Raw genomic sequence first — 16,029 nt, 5'->3', positions numbered from 1 at the left:
CACATGATACCAACCCAAGCCTCACCCGAAAGCCCTATTTTGTCTGCGGATGGCTCCTGGGATGCTTGGCTTGCTTCGCCCCCAGGTCAATATGTTTTGCATGCTGAGCAGATGTGGTTTGATAAAACGGTCGTGGATGTATTTGGCTTTAATGCGGTTCAAGTTGGTCTGCCGCAGCTCCATTCCTTGCGCGAAAACCGCATGCCGATGCGCGCCTTGTTAACGCAGACCGATCAAGCCTTAGCTGCACAGTCAAATGAACCCCTTACGCCGACTTGGCATGTCATCGAGGGCTTGCCCGATGAGCTACCCTTTGCGGCAGAGAGCGTCGATCTCCTGGTATTGCCGCATGTATTGGAATTTGCGAATGACCCTCATCACATTCTGCGTGAGGCGGACCGGGTGCTCGTGCCCGAGGGCCGACTCATTTTGTCCGGATTTAATCCTGCCAGCCTGTGGGGCGCACGGCAATATCTTGGTCGCTTAATTGGCAAGCCATTTTTACCCAGAGATGGTCAGTTCATTAATCTACTGCGCATCCGTGACTGGCTAAAGTTGCTCAATTTCTCCTTGGATCGAGGTCACTTTGCCTGCTACAAATTTCCCCTGCAAGGCGAGTCCGCCATTGCGCGCATGAATTACCTGGAACCGATGGGCAATCGGTGGTGGCCTATTTTTGGCGCTGTATTTATGGTCTCTGCAGTCAAGCGCCACCCTGGCATGCGTCTGGTTGGCCGCGTTGCCCAGAAGCGACCCCAATCACTACGCCAACTCAATCCCGCAGTGGAGAGCAAAATACAACCCATCGCTCCCCATAAACAACATGATCATCATGAGCCAGCCTGATCCTACCCTGCCCCACATCACCATTTACACCGATGGAGCCTGTAAGGGCAATCCTGGTCCAGGGGGCTGGGGTGCAGTATTGCGATCGGGCGAGTATGAGCGGCATATGCATGGGGGTGCTGATTTAACCACCAACAACCGCATGGAGATGAGTGCGGTTATTCATGCGCTACGGGCCCTCAAACAACCCTCCACTGTTGCGCTTTATACCGATTCCCAATACGTTCAAAAAGGGGTTACGGAATGGCTGGAAGGCTGGAAAAAGCGCCAATGGCGCACCTCCAGTCGCGAGCCCGTTAAAAATGCTGACCTATGGCAAGAGCTCGATGCCCTGCTGCCTAGCCACCAAATATCCTGGCATTGGGTGCGCGGCCACAATGGCCACCCCGGCAATGAGCTGGCTGATGCCCTGGCCAACCGCGGCGTCGAAGAATTACTCGCAAAGCGAAGTACATAGAGCGCTACAGACAGGTGGTTTTAGCCTCCTTTTTGGACACATCCGCTTTACACCAAGCCCAAAGGCTTATGAGAGAATGGGCAATCCGATAGCACCCATAGCCTTATTACTAGATACCTACGAAAAACTGAGATCAATTGGCTGAAAACGCTCCAAAAACACCCTGGTTAAACAAAGTTGCTGCGTCGCTAGTGCGGGCCATTCAAAAGGTCGGCACCGGCATACTCTCGAAAATCACACAGGCATGGTCCAAAATTAACTTTGCCAGCATATGGGCGTTTGCCATGCGCCGCAAATGGTGGATTCTTACGCTTGTAGTGATCCTATTTGCGGCCGATAAGACCTACGATCACTTTAATCCGCCTGCCAGCAAAAAAGGGGGAGCACAAACGGTTAGTAGCGTGATCGTGGAACGCAAAGATGTTCCCTTTGTGATTGAGGCGACCGGCACCATTGTTGCCGCCAGTATTGTTGATGTGCGCCCGCAAATTACCAGCATCGTTACCAAGGTCAACATCACCGAAGGTCAAATCGTGAAAAAAGGGGATTTGCTTTTTACCCTAGACGACCGAACTGACAAGGCTAATTTTGATCGTGCTCAAGCACTTGCTAATGACGCGCAGCGTCAACTAGCACGGGCCAAAGAATTGGTAGCCAAGAATTTCATATCCAAAGCAGGGCTCGATACGGCAGAGGCCAATGCCGCATCAACCCAAGCCGCAGCCCGGGCTGCCGCAGTCCAGCTGTCGTATAACTACCTACGCTCCCCGATCGACGGACGCGCTGGCATTATCAATGTCTTTCCAGGCTCTTTAGTTCAGGCCAGTAACGTCGTCGTGTCATCGACGAGCTCGACTGCGACCTCGACTAGTGGCGCGATGGTTACCATTACCCAGCTCGACCCCATTAATGTCCAGTTCACCGTTCCTGAGCGCGATATCCCTTTGCTACTGAAGGCGCGTAAAGACGATTCACCTTTACCCGTAAGCGTGAGCATCGGTAATATTGAGACCGTTCAGTATCCCGGCCTGGTCTATGTGATTGATAACCAAGTTGACCCCGTGATTGGCGCGGTACGTTTGAAGGCTCGCCTAGAGAATAAAAATGGTGCATTGATTCCGGGCCAATTTGCCCGAATTAAATTAGAGGCCAGTACCTTAAGCGATGTCATGCTCATTCCTTCGCAGGCAGTCGTCATTAATCCCAAAGGTCGCTTTGTCTACATTGTTGAAAAAGACGATGACAAAGTAGTGATGAAACCAGTCAAGGTTCTCTACGAGTACCAAGGCAATGCGGTGATTGAAGGCATTGAAGCAGGCTCGCGCGTGGTGGTTGAAGGCAAACAAAATCTCCGACCTGGCAGTAAGGTGCGCGAAGCAAAGCCCGCCAACACACCAAAAGCACTGGCTAAACCAGCGCCCACCGCCCCTGCGGCTCCCGAGAAAAAATGACGCTGTCTGAGCTGTGTATTCGGCGGCCGATTATGACCACCTTACTGTCGCTAGCGACAGTGATTGCTGGAATCGTCGCCTACACCAAAATTCCGGTTGCCGCCCTACCGAGTTTTAATACCCCCGTCATCTCAGTCACTGCGAGTTTGCCGGGCGCTTCGCCCGAAAACATGGCTTCGGCGGTTGCGCTTCCCCTTGAAAAAGAGTTTTCCACGATTGATGGAATTGTCCTGATTAGTTCCGTGAATTCCCTGGGCAGCACTAGCATTACCTTGGAGTTCAATAACGATCGGGATATTGATAAGGCCGCAGTCGATGTGCAGGCCGCATTGCTGCGAGCGCAGCGGCGCTTGCCGATTGAGATGACCATTCCGCCGTCGTATCGGAAGGTCAACCCCGCCGACGCGCCTGTCTTAATTATCGGCATGACCTCGCCCTCACTCGATCTTTCCGATTTAAACAATTACGCTGAAAATTTGATTTCACCTACCCTATCAACCATTGATGGCGTGGCGCAGATTCAGATATACGGCGCAAAGCGCTACGCCATTCGCGTTAAAGCAAGGCCAGACGCCCTTGCTATCAATAACCTAACGATGGAAGACATTGCGCTTGCCTTAAATAAAGCAAATAGCAATACTCCCGTTGGCGTTTTGGATGGCCCCCGTCAAGCCATGACGATTTATGCCAATGAGCAACTGGTCACCGCTAAGGACTTTAGCGACTTAATCATTGCGCAGCGCAATGGTCTACCCATTTACCTCGGTAATGTTGCCGACGTGGTCGAGAGCTATGAAAACGTCCGCTCTCTCTCCACCACCAATGGCGAGCGCTCGATTGCGATTGCCGTATTGCGGCAGCCCAGCGCCAACACGGTAAAGGTGGTCGATTCTGTTCGGGCTTTACTGCCCGAGTTTGAAAAACAGTTACCCGCCTCTATCAAGTTAATCCCGGTCAACGATCGCTCCATCTCCATTCGTGAAGCGATTCACGATGTCAATATCACCCTGCTGCTCACGATCGCGTTGGTCGTACTGGTTATCTTCCTGTTTTTAAAGCACGCCTCAGCCACCATCATTCCCTCGCTGAGCTTGCCGATCTCCCTGATTGGCGCCTTCTCTCTGCTCTATTTCATGGGCTACAGCCTAGACAACATTTCCTTGCTCGGCATCACCTTGGCTGTTGGCTTAGTGGTCGATGATTCGATTGTGGTGCTTGAAAATATTGTGCGCTATACCGAACAAGGAATGTCGCCATTAAAAGCAGCGCTGAAGGGCAGCAAAGAAGTCGGCTTTACGATTGTGTCGATCTCACTCTCCTTGGTAGCTGTTTTTATTCCCCTCTTTTTTATGCAAGGCCCTGCCGGATTATTGTTTAGGGAATTTGCAGTGGTGGTGTCTTTGGCAGTCTTGGTATCGGCAGTAGTCTCCCTCACGCTAGTCCCGATGCTGTGTAGCCGTTTTTTACCAAAGCCTGGCGCGCCCGCGAGAGAGTTTGCAATGAATCGCCGCTTCGATCAGTTTTTTTCTTGGACCACAGAGCGCTATGTTCACTACCTCGATAAGGCTTTGATTTACCGCAAGCCCGTCTTGCTCGGCTCGGTTGCAACGATCATTCTGACGATCGTGATGTTTATTTACAGCCCCAAAGGCTTCTTCCCTGAGGAAGACATCGGGCAGATTATTGCGACCATGGAGGCCTCCGAAGACATGGCCTTTCCATCGATGCTGGAATTGCAAGATAAAGCAGCGCAAATCGTCATGAATAATCCCAATGTGGCCAATTCGGTATCCATCTTGGGTGGCGGCCTTAGTGCGGGCTCGAACACCGGCCGAATTTTTATTGTGCTCAAGCCCAAAGGCGAGCGCGAGAATATGAAAGCAGTACTCGAGTCGCTCCGCAGAGACTTTAGGGAGCTGCCCGGTCTATCTGTCTTTATGCGCCCGATTCAAAACCTGCAGCTGGGTGGTCGCTCGAGCAAAAGCCGCTATCAATTTACCCTGCAAAGCGTTGGCTTTGATGGCATTAATGAATGGTCTACTAAGATCTTAGAGAAGATGCGTGCCGATCCGATCTTTCGGGATGTGAATACCGATTCGCAATTGCGTGGTCTCAATGTCAAGATTGATATTGACCGTGAAAAAGCGGCCACTGCGGGTGTCACGGTAGCGGATATCCGCCAAGCGCTATACAACTCCTTTGGCGAACGCCAAGTGTCATCGATCTACACCAACGTCAATACCTACTCGGTTATTTTGCAGGCGGCCGATGATCAGCGTCAATTTGAAACCGATCTAAGCAAGGTGTTTGTCCGGGGGCGCGCTACCGACCGTCTCATTCCGCTCTCGGGACTGGCAACCTTTAAGCGCGAGGTAGGCCCAACCTCAGTCAATCACCAAGGCCAAATTCCGGCAATTACCATCTCCTTTAACTTAGCGCCCGATGTCCCCTTAGGTGATGCAACAAAGGCAATTGATGGTTTTGTGAAGGAACTTCAATTACCAAGCTCGATCATTACGAGTTACGGCGGGGACGCCAAAGTCTTTAAAGAAAATCAGTCAGGCCAGATTATTTTAATTTTGGCCGCACTTGCCGTAATCTATGTCTTGCTGGGTGTTTTGTATGAGAGCTATATCCATCCGCTGACCATTTTGGCCGGACTGCCTTCTGCCGCAATTGGCGCACTTCTTTTCTTGTGGGCGTTTAACTTAGAACTTTCCATCATCGCCATCATTGGCATTTTGCTGTTAATCGGTATTGTGAAAAAGAATGCCATCTTGATGATTGACTTTGCTCTTGATGCGCAACGTAATCAGGGCATGAGCCCCGAAGAAGCCATTCGGACCGCCTGTATTTTACGGTTTAGGCCCATCATGATGACCACCTTTGCGGCACTCATGGGCGCCCTGCCCATCGCATTGGGCCTGGGTGCAGGCGCTGAACTTCGCCAGCCCCTCGGCATCTCGGTTGCTGGCGGCTTAATTGTGTCGCAATTTGTGACACTCTTTATTACCCCCGTAATCTACCTCTACCTGGATAAATATGCCGGTAACGGCCCACTCAAGATTAGTCCAGCCGATCTGGAAGGAACAGCCTAATGCGTCAAGTCATCCTCGATACCGAAACCACTGGTCTGAATCCAGCAACGGGTGATCGCGTGATTGAGATTGGCTGTGTTGAGCTGGTTAACCGCAGACTGACTGAGCGGACGTTTCACCATTACATTAATCCAGAGCGTGACATCGATGCGGGCGCCTATGCTGTTCATGGCCTCTCGCGTGCCTTTTTGTCGGATAAGCCGGTCTTCGCGCAGATCGCCGAAGATCTGATTGAATTTGTTGCTGATGCTGAATTAATTATTCACAATGCGCCGTTTGATTTGGGCTTCCTGGACAGTGAGTTTGCTCTTCTCAAACGCCCTCCCTTTCGCGCCCATGCCACCAATGTAATTGACACACTCGTTAATGCGCGCCAGATGTTCCCCGGCAAACGCAATTCCTTGGATGCCCTGTGTGAGCGTTTTTCCATTAGCAATACCCATCGCACTTTGCACGGCGCTTTATTGGATGCGCAGCTCTTAGCGGAAGTCTATGTTGCAATGACGCGGGGCCAGGAAGACCTTACGATTGATTTAATTGACTACTCAGCCAACCTTGATGCATCCGGGCAAACCAGGCCATTGCCAACTAACTTAATGGTTTTGGCTGCTAGCGAAGAAGACTGCAAACTACATGAGCAAATCCTGGCCGAGATCGCAAAGGCAAGCAAAAAAGATCCGGTGTGGGAACGAACCGTTACGCCTTAAATTGCATGTTGAGAAATAATCGTACGATATGTATTTTCTAGGCTCCTAACATATAGCTTACTATCGAATAGTGGAGAGGTTTTACTATTCTGAGCTAACCGGTCTCTTACTGTCTGAAGTAAAGCGGGATTTAAGGCAAGCTCTATTGCCTTTTTTGTATAGGCCTCTATCGACTCTACTATGCAATCTGCCATACCTAATGCATGTAATTGACTAGCAGCAACGCGGCCCGCAAATGTTGAGCCAACTTGGGTTAAAACAGGAACGCCAGCCCAAAGTGCGTCGGCACACGTAGCATGTGCGTTGTAATGCGGCGTATCTAAGAATAAATCTGCTAACCGCAATCGACTTAGGTGGTCTTTGCGTTCAACTTCTCTTTTTGCAAAAATTAATCGCGAAGAATTTACACCAAGATCTTCAGAAGCAGCCTGTAAATTTCTGATCGCTTTGTTGGACGGCGTAGAAAGCCATAAAACACTATTCTCTACTGATTGTAATAGGCGCATCCAACTTCTAAAAATTTCAGGCTGAATCTTGTATGCATTATTAAAGCAAGAATATACAAAACCGCTGCTCGGCAGACCTTGACTCTCTCGGGATGGTAAAGGGCCAAAATCGGCTATCGAGGTATCTACTGGGAAAAATGAATCAGGTAGATATGCAATTTTCTCAGAAAAGAAGGGCTGATCCGATCGGGGTATGGCAATAGGATCTGCTATCAGATAATCAAAATAGCTAGCTCCTGATGTCCCTGCATACCCAAGATAATTGATCTGAATCGGCGCTAGACGATATGAAAACAATGCAGTTCGGGCTCCGGATGTATGCCCATTCAAATCAATCGCAACGTCCAACTGATGTTGCGTAATTAATACATGCGCATCTTTATCAGTCATGCCAAATAAATCATATGCCGAGTCGAATAGCTTATTTATTGTTAATTCAAGCGGATCACGTATTTTTTTATTTAAAAAATATCCATAAAACTCAAATGTGCTTCGATCATGCAGCCTTAAAATGTTTTCCATCAAAATACCAACGGGGTGATTTTTGAAATCAGAAGAAAAGTAGCCAATACGAATCTTTTGATTGCTAAGCACAGGACGTTGATATTCAACTAACGTATTGCTAACTGGTGTACATCGATCGGCAACGTAGACCTTAGCACAGCTTAGTTGTTGCGCTAGCGAGGCTGGCGTTGATAATAAAACGAATGGCAGGCAAGTTTTTTCATTTGCATCAACTCGGGCTAGGATGGACATCGCATTAGGCTCAGCCTGATCCCATATGCATGAGCCCAACTTTGCGGACAACAACTGCCCGTATAAATAAGGAACATCGGGCTTAAGCTGAAATGCCTTTACGTAGCTCTCGTAAGTACGCTCAGCCTCTTTCATTTCTAAAAGCGTATTTCCATAATTTGACCAGGCCTCGCCGTACTCGGGGCTTAAGCTAATGGCTTTTTCATGAGCATGGGCAGCATCAGCAAATTGACCGAGATTAAAAAAAGCATTTCCTAAATTAGTCCAGGTTTCTGCATAGTTTGGATTGAGCTGAAGGGCTTTTTCGTAGCTCTGAATAGCTTGTACGGTAAGGCGCAATTCACTTAACAAATTACCTCGGTTTGACCACGCCAAAAAATAGTTTGGCTGTAGTGCAATGGCTTTTTCGTATGCCTTTTCTGCCTCATCGAATTGCCTTAACTTAGCAAGGGCAGTTCCGCGATCAGTCTGAATTTGCGCGCTATCGGGCACAAGCCGCAGTAACTTGGCATACGTTTCAAGCACCTCTCGGTATAACTCTGCGCCATGCTGCGCCCGCGCTAAATTGGATAGTAGCTCTACATTTTTTGGATCCAGCTGTGCCGCCTTCAAAAGCGGAGGGACCGCTTCCCGCAATCGCCCTTGCATAGCCATGCATAAACCCAAGATTTGCAACGCAATTAAATCCTTGGGATTAAGCCGTAATACTGCATTGGCCACACGCTCCGCAGACTCAAGACGTTGCTGCTCAAATGCCAGCAGCATTTGTTGAGTTAAATGGCTATACGCCTGTGACATCGCCTACCCCAATTTACTCAGCGCTCGATTGCTGCCGCAATGGCTTTACCCAGATCATCGGTCTTGGCAGTGCCACCCACATCCGGGGTCAGTGGTGCATGGCCTGGACCTGCGGAGAGTACGTCCTCAATCGCTGTAAAAATGCGCTTGCCCGCCTCGGGGTAGCCCAAGTGGTCCATCATCATCGAGGCACTCCAAATTTGACCGATTGGGTTCGCAATCATCTTGCCAAAAATATCGGGTGCAGATCCATGCACCGGCTCAAATAGTGATGGAAATAATCCTTCGGGATTAATGCTGCCGGATGGCGCTACTGCAATAGTGCCGGTACATGCGGGGCCCAAGTCTGACAGAATATCGCCAAATAAATTACTCGCAACGACAACATCGAAACGGTCTGGGTTCATCACAAACTGCGCTGTCAAAATATCGATGTGGTACTTGTCGCTTTTTACGTCCGGATACTTCTTGGCCATTACCTCAACCCGCTCATCCCAATACGGCATGGTGATTGCAATGCCGTTCGACTTGGTTGCAGACGTCAGGTGTTTTTTATCACGGCTCTGAGCTAAGTCGTAGGCAAACTTCAGAATGCGGTCGACGCCATGACGCGTGAAAACGGATTCTTGCATCACAAACTCCCGATCGGTATCGGGGAACATTTTGCCGCCTACGCTGGAGTATTCACCTTCGGTATTTTCCCGAACCACGAAGAAATCAATATCACCCGGTTTGCGATTGGCGAGTGGGCATGGCACGCCGGGCAGTAAGCGCACAGGGCGTAAATTGACGTACTGATCAAAGCCACGGCGGAACTGAATCAAACTTCCCCACAGCGACACATGGTCCGGAAGAATGTCGGGCATACCGACTGCGCCAAAGAAAATGGCGTCGTATTGCATTAAGGTATCGAACCAATCGTCCGGCATCATCTTGCCGTGCTTGAGGTAGTAATCACAGCTTGCAAAGTCAAAGTGATCAAACTGCATCGGAATGCCGAGTTTTCTGCTGATTGCCTCTAAGGCACGCACGCCCTCGGGCATCACTTCTTTGCCGATACCGTCTCCGGGAATAACGGCAATTTTGGGGTTCTTAACTATTTTTTGTGCATTCATGGTGGGCTTCGTAAGGGTAATTTAAATGGCGTGCTAAACAGCACTATGAACGGATCTATTTTACAAGTCTTCCTCTGGGGCGCTGGCTCCAGCCACTAACTGATGGCGCGCCGAATGGTATCCCGACCAGGCTTGCCCTCGGCTATGGAGTCCGAGTCGGCATTGGAGGTGTTTTCAATCGTTTCAGGCACAGCCTCCTGCATGCGAATATTGTCCTTTGGGCAGATGGGCGCGCCATAGCTGGCCCAGCGCTTGAGTAAGGTCACTTCGTAACCGCACTGCCCGCACTTGGCTTTACTGCGGCTGGCATTACTTGGCCTTGGGGGCGGAAAGGCGATCGCCTGATGGGGGTATGGCCCCAGCTCCTGACCAATCATCATCAACCGCACGACCAATGCTTCGCTGGCGTGGGCCATCCGTGCAGGACCCTCTAGGCCCAATGCCTGGGCTATCCCCTTGAAATCCTCGCCATGACCACTAAAACAGTCGTCTACTGCATGGCAGAGCTCATGAACCAAGGTGTCCAGCAACTGAACAGGCTCGTCTAACTTAGGGGAAATAAATATCTCATTCACGCCATCGCCCGAGCGCTCGCGTGGCCAGCACTGACCCAAGGTCGTTCGTGGACTACTTGAAGCCGGAAAGCCGCAAGACACGCGCACTGGCGGAATTGCATAGCCTGCTTTGGAAAAAATGGGCTCTAGGCGCCGAACAGCCTCTTGTAACCAGGCTTCGCGGTTGATGGTGTGGGGAATGGCCATAGAAGTAAAAAGAGGTGAAAAAAACAGAGGTCAATTGAGCTGAATTGCGATCATACGCCAGCGCCACTAGAATAGGCCTATGAATGATCTAGAAAGCCTCAGCGCATCCGACGCCGCCCTCGCCCTTGCTCAAGGAAAGATAAAAGCAGAGCATTTAGTCTTAGCGTGTTTAGACCGCATTGGGCAGCGCGAACGCACCATCAAGGCGTGGGTAAGCCTTGGCAAAGAAAACGCCATCGCGCGCGCCCGTCAACTCGATCGCGGCGCATCGACTGGGCTGTTGCATGGCCTGCCGATTGGCGTCAAAGACCTGTTTGATACCTATGACCTCCCCACGGCGTATGGTTCGCCCATCTACCGCGATCATCAGCCAGCGACGGACGCTGTATCAATCGCCCTGATGCGCAAAGCAGGTGGCATTATCTTGGGCAAAACCGTGACCACGGAATTCGCGACCTTTAAGAGCGGCCCCACGGCCAATCCCCACAATACGGCCCACACCCCGGGCGGCTCCTCTAGTGGCTCTGCTGCTGCCGTAGCCGACTTCATGGTTCCTTTGGCTACGGGCACCCAAACTGCCGCATCGATCATTCGCCCTGCCAGCTTTTGTGGTGTGGTTGGCTATAAGCCCAGCTATGGCAAGGTCAGTATTGCAGGTGTTAAAAGCCTCTCGATTTCCATGGATACCTTAGGCTGTTTTGGCAGAACGGTTAGCGATGTTGCCTTAGGCGTCGCAGCCATGAGTGGCGATCACAGTTTGGCTAACATCGATCCCTTGCACCACAAACCACGCATCGCTCTGGCAAATACAGTGCATTGGCCTTTGGCGCAAAAAGAAACCGTCACGGCAATGGCCTTAGCTCGCTTTGCAGCCAACTCCATCAGCCACCATGGCATTTCCGAAGCAAGCTTACCTGCCCTTTTTGATGGATTAGCGGATGCACAAAGCCGCATCATGACCTCCGAAATGTCTCGCAGTTTGCTATTTGAGCGCGTTCACTTTCCCAAGCTATTGGGTAGCAAGATATCGGCCCAACTCAAAGACGGTGCGGCTATCCCCTATGAAATCTATACCGCTGATTTAATTTATGTTGCGCAAGCGCGGCAAGCGATGGATCAGTTTTTTGCGGATAGCGCAGATGTCATCATTACCCCCAGCGCGATCGGGGAAGCTCCGGCTACCAAGTCCCACACCGGCGATCCGATTTTTTGCCGCTCGTGGTCAGTGCTTGGATATCCCTGCATCAACATCAACGTCAGCACGGGACCCAATCACATGCCAGTCGGAGTGCAACTGGTTGCTGGACTGGGGCGTGACCGTTTATTGCTTAGTACCGCAAAGGCATTCGTGCAGGCGCTTGCTGATCCTGCTTCGCGCGCCCAAGCCTAACGCTGACCAATCCGCACATTACCAAATACTGCTTGGGCTTCGGTAGGTAAACAGCGCCAATACTGTTCACTGGCATGCACTTCCCCTTTAAGGGCTGCTGCTGCTTCCCAAGCCCAGCGGGGTTTATATAAAAAGGCTCTAGCGAGAGCAATTAGATCCGCATCGCCCCGCTCCAAAATAGCTTCGGCTTGCTGCGGGCTAGTAATGAGTCCGACAGCAATCGTAGGCAAGCCGGCATGCGCTTTAATTGCTTTCGCAAACGGCACTTGGTAGTCCGGTCCAATGGCAATCTGTTGTTGCCGCGAAATCCCGCCCGATGAAACATGAATAAAGTTGGCGCCCGCCGCCTTTAAGCGCGCCGTAAATTCCGTGGACTCTTCGATAGTCCAGCCGCCATCAATCCAATCCGACGCCGAAAGACGCAATCCCAGCACCCCCGAATATGCCTTGCGGACGGCTGTAAATAATTCCAAGGGAAAGCGAATGCGATTCTCAAAAGAGCCGCCATAGGCATCGCTACGTTGGTTTGCAATCGGCGATAAAAACTGGTGAAGCAAATACCCGTGTGCACAGTGCAACTCGACCCCATCAATGCCAATACGATCAGCGCGCAGCGCTGCTGTCAGAAATGCATCGATCATCGCCTGCAGCTCAGTTGTACTCATAGAATGGGGAGTCCGCTCATTCGGTAACTGCGGAATCTCCGATGGACCACAGATAGCCCAGCCGCCCTGATCCTCCCCCAGTAACTGACCGCCTTCCCAGGGCGTCGCACTCGATGCCTTACGGCCGGCGTGCGAAAGTTGGATAAAAACGGGTAAGGCTGGTGCCAAGGCACGCGCTCGGCTTAACTTGTCCTTTAAGGCTGCCTCCGTCGCGTCATCCCATAAGCCTAGGCAGGCTGGGGTGATTCGCCCTTGGGCGGTTACGGCAGTCGCCTCAATGATGAATAATCCTGCTCCGCTATTGAGCAGATTGCCCCAATGCATTAGGTGCCAATCCATCGCCATGCCGTCTACCGCGGAATACTGGCACATGGGCGCCACCACAATGCGGTTCGCCAGGGTTAAATCGCCCTTCGGAGATGCCAGGGTATAGGGAGAAAAGAGCAGACTCATGCAAAAAACCTTTTAGTAGCAAATTGTGAGGAATACAGCTGAAAACAGACGATAGCGATAGAATAATGGGATTCCAGGTTCAGTTCGGCACTTCGAGGGACTAAACACCCGATTTACCGCATAAACCAGTGTATTTGCCTTACATAAACCACCAAATCACCCAGTCCCCGTCGATCAACAGAAGGTCCTATGACAAGCAATAAAACCCCCCCATTTAACTCCAAAGACGATATTGCCCATTTCATTGGCGGCGCCCTGCACCTCCCCAGTAATAGCCGCTTTGGCGATGTCCACCATCCCGCCAGTGGCCAAGTTGCCCGGCGCGTTGCGCTTGCCAGCAAAAATGATGTCAACGAGGCAGTTGCCTCTGCCAAGGCGGCCTTTCCGGCTTGGGCGGATACTCCACCCCTACGCCGTGCGCGCATTCTGTTTAAGTATTTAGAGCTGCTCAACAGCCACCGCGATGAATTAGCGGCCATCATTACCGCTGAACACGGCAAAGTGTTTACAGACGCCCAAGGTGAAGTCACCCGCGGCATTGAAATTGTGGAATTTGCGACCGGCATTCCAGAGTTATTGAAGGGTGACTACAGCGAGCAGGTCTCGACTGATATTGATAACTGGATCATGCGACAGCCCTTGGGCGTGGTTGCCGGCATTACGCCGTTTAACTTCCCAGTGATGGTGCCCATGTGGATGTTCCCGGTCGCCATTGCGTGCGGCAATACCTTCATTCTGAAACCGAGCCCAACCGATCCATCCGCTTCTCTCTTGATGGCTAAATTACTCACCGAGGCTGGCCTACCCAAAGGCGTATTTAACGTCGTTCAGGGTGACAAAGAAGCAGTGGATGCCTTAATTGAAAATCCAGATGTCAAGGCAATTAGCTTTGTTGGCTCGACCCCGATTGCTAATTACATCTACGAGCGTGGCGCGCATTTTGGTAAGCGCGTGCAAGCCCTCGGCGGTGCCAAGAATCACATGGTAGTCATGCCGGATGCCGATATTGATAAAGCCGTTGATGCCCTCGTTGGCGCAGCCTATGGCTCCGCGGGTGAGCGCTGCATGGCAATCTCGGTAGCCGTTTTGGTCGGCGATGCTGCTGAAAAGATCATGCCTAAACTGATTGAGCGTACCCGCTCATTGAAGATTAAAAATGGTATGGAGCTCGATGCGGAAATGGGCCCGATTGTGACCCGTGCTGCACTTGATCGCATAACCGGCTACATCGATAAAGGCGTTGCAGCCGGCGCCAAGCTACTAGTCGACGGACGCAATTTTTCCGTTCCTGGATCAGAGAAGGGGTTTTGGTTGGGTGGCACGCTGTTTGATGGCGTTACTCCGGACATGCAAATTTACCTGGAAGAGATTTTTGGACCTGTCCTGTCCTGCATGCGCGTTGCCAACTTTGGCGAAGCACTGGACTTGGTCAATGCCCATGAATTTGGTAACGGCGTGGCCTGCTTTACCAGCGATGGCAATATTGCCCGTGAGTTTGCGCGCCGCGTCCAAGTGGGTATGGTGGGCATTAACGTACCGATTCCGGTGCCGATGGCTTGGCATGGCTTTGGTGGCTGGAAGCGCTCGCTCTTTGGGGATATGAATGCCTATGGCAAAGAAGGTGTGCGTTTTTATACCAAGCAAAAGAGCGTGATGCAGCGCTGGCCTGAGAGCATTGCCAAGGGTGCAGAGTTTGTGATGCCCACCTCTAAGTAAGCTTAGGGGTCTCGGGCTACCATTTTTTGGTTTGCCTTAAATAGAAATAGCAACCCGAGGGTTGCTATTTTTCTTTGGTACGTTTTGGTGAGTGCTTAAGCGAGACACCAAGGGTGCAAGATTTACTGCAGGGTATTTTTTAGCAGCGGCAGCGCAGGTAAAGCCAGGATCTCAATACCCTCTTCGCGCAGTGACTCCACTTCATCCACGGTAGTGCTCCCCCGAATGCTGCGCTCGGGCGACTCTTTGTAATGAATCTTGCGAGCCTCCTCTGCAAATTCAGAACCCACGTCTTCCGAACGGCTCATGAGCTCTTGCATTCCCTTTAAAAAAGCGGCCTGTACTTGCGCTTCGAGCTGACTATGATCAGCGCGCGTCACTGCGGCAACCTCATTCTGGTTTGGCTGATTTTCTGTGGGGTTTGTCTTGGCGAGTGCGCTGGAAGCCCCGCTGCTCTGCGCTTGATTCTCTTTGGCGTGCGACTTGGCAATGTGGGGTGCCGATGGCATCCGCGTAATCTCAGTGCTATTGCATAAAGGGCAAGCGAGCATGCCACTAGCCTGCTGAGTAAGGCAATCTTCCTCCGAAGCAAACCACCCCTCAAAGCGGTGATCAAAGGAACAGGATAGGTTATAGACTTTCATGCTGTGTAGATGGGGGCAAAACTGCTAAATTCAATATAGCTTATTTTAATAGCGTTTCTTAAGCGGCGACGATCGCTTGTGGCTTAACCAAGCCCCGGCGATAGCGATCCAACCAATAGGCTGAAATCGTGGTCTTGACGTCGGTAATGGCGCCCTCTTCCACCCACCTTAGCAATTCATCCAGAGAAGCAGCAAATACGTCTAAAAATTCCTCATCGTCGAGCTGCCGCTCACCTTTGCTCAAGCCTTCAGCCAAATAAATATCGATGAATTCGGTCGAATACGAAATCACCGGATGAATCCGCCGAATGTAACTCCATTTACTGGCGGTATACCCCGTCTCTTCTTGTAGCTCCCGCTGGGCACAGACCAAGGGGTCCTCCCCCGCATCTAACTTCCCTGCTGGTATCTCCATGCATACCCGGGCTACGGGATAGCGATACTGGCGCTCGAGCAAAATACGCCCATCGTCCAGTAAAGCAACAATCGCTACCGCACCTGGATGCGTAAGGTACTCGCGCACCGCTTCACCACCATCCGGCATTCGGACCGTATCCCGCTTCATATTTAAAAATAGGCCGCCGTACAGGTCTTGTGTGTGGATACACTCCTCTTTTAAGTGCGCATCGCCTGTGGGTAGTTCATGCAGGGATTTTTCAGTCATTA

13 protein-coding genes are annotated in these 16,029 nt (G+C 51.2%); 7 read left to right on the top strand and 6 right to left on the bottom strand.

All coding sequences use genetic code 11. The annotated features are described in order from the left end of the window. The first annotated feature begins 3 nt into the window (after positions 1–3). The 5 genes from Q8M75_RS02520 to dnaQ all read left to right on the top strand — a co-directional run bounded on the left by Q8M75_RS02520 (position 4) and on the right by dnaQ (position 6,559). Entirely contained in the window at positions 4–846 is an 843-nt protein-coding gene (locus Q8M75_RS02520; RefSeq protein ID WP_305485848.1) for a class I SAM-dependent methyltransferase, read from the top strand. Between the two features lie 7 nt (positions 847–853). Next, the gene (rnhA, locus tag Q8M75_RS02515; protein WP_305485946.1) at positions 854–1,303 is read left to right on the top strand and encodes a ribonuclease HI; all 450 of its coding nucleotides are present in this window, start codon (positions 854–856) and stop codon (positions 1,301–1,303) included. 191 nt (positions 1,304–1,494) lie between these two features. After that, positions 1,495–2,754 (top strand): efflux RND transporter periplasmic adaptor subunit, encoded by a 1,260-nt coding sequence (locus tag Q8M75_RS02510; RefSeq protein ID WP_305485846.1) that lies wholly within the window; start codon positions 1,495–1,497, stop codon positions 2,752–2,754. Beyond that, positions 2,751–5,852: an efflux RND transporter permease subunit gene (locus Q8M75_RS02505; protein WP_305485844.1), complete on the top strand. Its 3,102-nt coding sequence runs from the start codon at positions 2,751–2,753 to the stop codon at positions 5,850–5,852. The genes Q8M75_RS02510 and Q8M75_RS02505 overlap by 4 nt, the downstream gene beginning before the upstream one ends. After that, positions 5,852–6,559, top strand: a complete 708-nt coding sequence (gene dnaQ, locus Q8M75_RS02500) for a DNA polymerase III subunit epsilon (protein ID WP_305485843.1) — start codon at positions 5,852–5,854, stop codon at positions 6,557–6,559. The genes Q8M75_RS02505 and dnaQ overlap by 1 nt, the downstream gene beginning before the upstream one ends. Here the strand turns inward: dnaQ and Q8M75_RS02495 are convergent. The 3 genes from Q8M75_RS02495 to Q8M75_RS02485 all read right to left on the bottom strand — a co-directional run bounded on the left by Q8M75_RS02495 (position 6,556) and on the right by Q8M75_RS02485 (position 10,495). Continuing rightward, positions 6,556–8,586, bottom strand: coding sequence for a glycosyltransferase family 41 protein (locus tag Q8M75_RS02495; protein WP_305485841.1), 2,031 nt, complete (start codon positions 8,584–8,586; stop codon positions 6,556–6,558). The two genes, dnaQ and Q8M75_RS02495, sit on opposite strands and share 4 nt — an antisense overlap. 50 nt (positions 8,587–8,636) lie before the next feature. Next, on the bottom strand, positions 8,637–9,734 hold the full coding sequence (locus tag Q8M75_RS02490) for a tartrate dehydrogenase (RefSeq protein ID WP_305485839.1): 1,098 nt from the start codon (positions 9,732–9,734) through the stop codon (positions 8,637–8,639). Positions 9,735–9,829: 95 nt separating this feature from the next. Next, positions 9,830–10,495, bottom strand: coding sequence for a SprT family zinc-dependent metalloprotease (locus Q8M75_RS02485; RefSeq protein WP_305485836.1), 666 nt, complete (start codon positions 10,493–10,495; stop codon positions 9,830–9,832). Between the two features lie 79 nt (positions 10,496–10,574). On the opposite strand from Q8M75_RS02485, the gene Q8M75_RS02480 reads away from it, so the two are divergent. Further along, positions 10,575–11,885 carry an amidase gene (locus Q8M75_RS02480; RefSeq protein WP_305485834.1) on the top strand — a complete coding sequence of 437 codons (1,311 nt, stop codon included), beginning with the start codon at positions 10,575–10,577 and terminating at the stop codon, positions 11,883–11,885. Here the strand turns inward: Q8M75_RS02480 and Q8M75_RS02475 are convergent. Further along, complete coding sequence (locus Q8M75_RS02475) at positions 11,882–13,003, bottom strand: NADH:flavin oxidoreductase/NADH oxidase (protein ID WP_305485831.1); 1,122 nt, start codon at positions 13,001–13,003, stop codon at positions 11,882–11,884. The two genes, Q8M75_RS02480 and Q8M75_RS02475, sit on opposite strands and share 4 nt — an antisense overlap. A gap of 189 nt (positions 13,004–13,192) precedes the next feature. Here Q8M75_RS02475 and Q8M75_RS02470 point away from each other — a divergent pair, with 189 nt between their 5' ends. Next, entirely contained in the window at positions 13,193–14,719 is a 1,527-nt protein-coding gene (locus Q8M75_RS02470) for a CoA-acylating methylmalonate-semialdehyde dehydrogenase (protein ID WP_305485828.1), read from the top strand. Between the two features lie 122 nt (positions 14,720–14,841). On the opposite strand, the gene Q8M75_RS02465 is transcribed toward Q8M75_RS02470, so the two are convergent. Next, positions 14,842–15,363: a DUF1178 family protein gene (locus Q8M75_RS02465; protein ID WP_305485825.1), complete on the bottom strand. Its 522-nt coding sequence runs from the start codon at positions 15,361–15,363 to the stop codon at positions 14,842–14,844. A 58-nt stretch (positions 15,364–15,421) separates the two neighbouring features. After that, on the bottom strand, positions 15,422–16,027 hold the full coding sequence (locus Q8M75_RS02460) for an NUDIX domain-containing protein (protein WP_371131730.1): 606 nt from the start codon (positions 16,025–16,027) through the stop codon (positions 15,422–15,424). Positions 16,028–16,029: the final 2 nt, after the last annotated feature.

Source organism: Polynucleobacter sp., assembly GCF_030693775.1.
In the GTDB taxonomy this organism is placed as follows: Bacteria; Pseudomonadota; Gammaproteobacteria; order Burkholderiales; family Burkholderiaceae; genus Polynucleobacter.
Note: the sequence above shows the minus strand (reverse complement) of the source record. Positions and strands in the feature narration are given on the sequence as shown.